This is a genomic window from bacterium, assembly GCA_040755795.1.
GTDB lineage: Bacteria > UBA9089 > CG2-30-40-21 > CG2-30-40-21 > SBAY01 > JBFLXS01.
This window is the reverse complement of the sequence record JBFLXS010000539.1, coordinates 1-2,332: the sequence shown is the minus strand read 5'-3', so window position 1 is coordinate 2,332 and position 2,332 is coordinate 1. Positions and strand designations below refer to the sequence as shown.

Below are 2,332 nucleotides of genomic sequence, written 5' to 3'. Positions count from 1 at the left end.
ACTTAAATGCGGCATTAAAATATGTCATATCAAACCATGTTTCAATCAAATCAAGTGATATTCATCAAAGAGATTGGCCTATTGATATTTTTAAGCCATATCAGTATTTATCTTGAACACAGTTATTCATATAAGGAAGCCAGAGGTTTAATCTATAATCTCTTAGGTATTAGTGAGGCAACATGGGAACGCTTAAAGAAAAAACATGAAGAGATTAGATATACCATTGCAGAGGCAAAGAAGCTTCATGAACACTTACTTTTAGTTAGTTTAACAAGACGTGCTGAAGGCGAATACTATGAGGATATACAAACGATCATTGAAGAATCAGGTGGTAAAACTAAAAAGAAAATTGTTAAGTTTAAGAAATATATACCAGGTGATGTAGGTGCTAATAAGTATTTACTCTCAAGACTTCATGGTGAGAAGTATAACGAAAATAAAGAGATGTTAGATATTGCAAGAAAACGTCAAGAAAACAATACGGAGGTATGGAACACAGATGAAGATACAAATGATGAGACCGAGTGATTTAATTGCATATGAAAATAATCCAAGACTTAACGATTCTGCTGTAGATGCAGTTGCTGCATCGATAAAAGAATTTGGATTTAAAGTTCCGATTGTTATTACAAAAGATAGAGTCATTATTGCAGGACACACGAGACTTAAAGCAAGCCTCCTACTCAATCTAGAGGCAGTGCCTTGTTTAATTGCTGATGATCTTACAGATGATCAGATTAAAGCCTTTAGACTTGTAGATAATAAAACTGCAGAACTTGCGACATGGGACTTATCTAAACTTGAAACAGAACTCTTTGATATTGATATGGATATACTGCAGTTTGGTTTTGAAGAGTTTGAATCAAGTGTTCCAGATAATGCAAGTGATGATGACTTTGATCCAGATGATGAAATACCAGAAGTACCTTCAATTCAAAAAGGTGACCTTTATGTCTTAGGAGGTCATAGAGTATTATGTGGAGACTCTACTAAAAAAGAAGACGTCTCTTATTTAGTTAACGATAAAGAAATAGATATGATCTTTACCGATCCACCATATAATGTTGACTATGAAGGTACAGCAGGTAAAATACAAAACGATAAGATGGAAGATAGTTCATTCTATCTTTTTTTATTGGATGCATTTACAAATATGTTTGAACACACTAAAAAGGGTGGTGCGATTTATGTGTGTCATGCTGATACCGAAGGACTTAATTTTAGAAATGCCTATAAGACTGCAGGATTTAAACTTGCAGAGTGCTTAATCTGGGTTAAGAATGCTTTGGTGCTTGGAAGACAAGATTATCACTGGAGACATGAACCAATCCTTTATGGCTGGAAAGAAGGGGCGGCGCACTTCTTTACCGACGATAGAACTCAAGATACGATCTGGAAATATAACAAACCAAAGAAAAATGAAGAACATCCAACCATGAAACCACTTGAACTTGTCGGAAAAGCAATCTCTAATTCATCAAGGGTTGGTGAGACTGTACTTGACCTATTTGGTGGTAGTGGTTCAACCTTAATTGCAGCAGATCAGTTATCAAGAAATGCATATTTAATGGAACTTGATGAAAAGTTTGTTGATGTTATCATTAAACGCTATATCAGACATAGTGAAAATAAAAACGATAGTTTTTATCGCGTGCGTGGTGGTGTTAAAACACCTGGACTGCTATGAAATAGTTTTATAATCATTTATGCAGTACTTATATCGCCTAAATATGTTACTTTGGTATTTTAGATTTTTTTCAACCATGTAAAGGTAAACATAATTTGGCTGATTTAGATGTTTCTTTAATACACACAAGGTCCATTTTGCAAGCAATATGGATTTTTCAACGCAATAAGAGAATGTAAACATGATCATTGTTATACGATTAGCCAATAATTATAACAAAGAGAAATTTTTATGATAGAAAATATCCTTAGTACATACGACACTGGGAAATTACATGAGCTAAATTAGTAACCAATTATTCATAACCAGAGAAACAATCAAGTTTTAGTATTATCAAACCAATGTTATCAGTTATAGAAATTATGGGAGGACACAAAATGCTTGAATACAGAATCGTTTTAACAGAACAAGACTACATCAGATTTAATCAATACCACATAACACATAGTGCAAATGGTAAGAAAGCAATATTATTGTTAAGACTCTTAATGCCTATTATCTCTTTATGCGCATTACTTATTTTTGTGGTTGCTGATGCTGATCCAACACTGATATTAATCGAAGCTATCGTTTTAGGTCTTTTATCCATATACTTTATCTTCTATGGTAAAAAGATGCTTTTAAAATCAGTCGCTAAAAATA

Annotated in this window: 3 protein-coding genes; all 3 read left to right on the top strand. The window is 33.2% G+C overall.

Going from position 1 to position 2,332, the window contains the following annotated elements; genetic code table 11:
• The first annotated feature begins 21 nt into the window (after positions 1-21).
• Positions 22-531 (top strand): hypothetical protein, encoded by a 510-nt coding sequence (locus AB1414_19400; GenBank protein ID MEW6609579.1) that lies wholly within the window; start codon positions 22-24, stop codon positions 529-531.
• A complete protein-coding gene (locus AB1414_19395) occupies positions 503-1,690 on the top strand; it encodes a DNA modification methylase (GenBank protein ID MEW6609578.1) in 1,188 nt (395 codons plus the stop codon). The genes AB1414_19400 and AB1414_19395 overlap by 29 nt, the downstream gene beginning before the upstream one ends.
• Positions 1,691-2,067: 377 nt before the next feature.
• Positions 2,068-2,332: YcxB family protein (locus tag AB1414_19390; GenBank protein ID MEW6609577.1), on the top strand; the 265-nt coding region annotated here is incomplete at its 3' end.

Coding starts and splice junctions, on each gene's coding strand:
- AB1414_19395 (MEW6609578.1), top strand. CDS start 503: ATGAAGATACAAATGATGAGACCGAGTGATTTAATTGCATATGAAAAT.
- AB1414_19400 (MEW6609579.1), top strand. CDS start 22: ATGTCATATCAAACCATGTTTCAATCAAATCAAGTGATATTCATCAAA.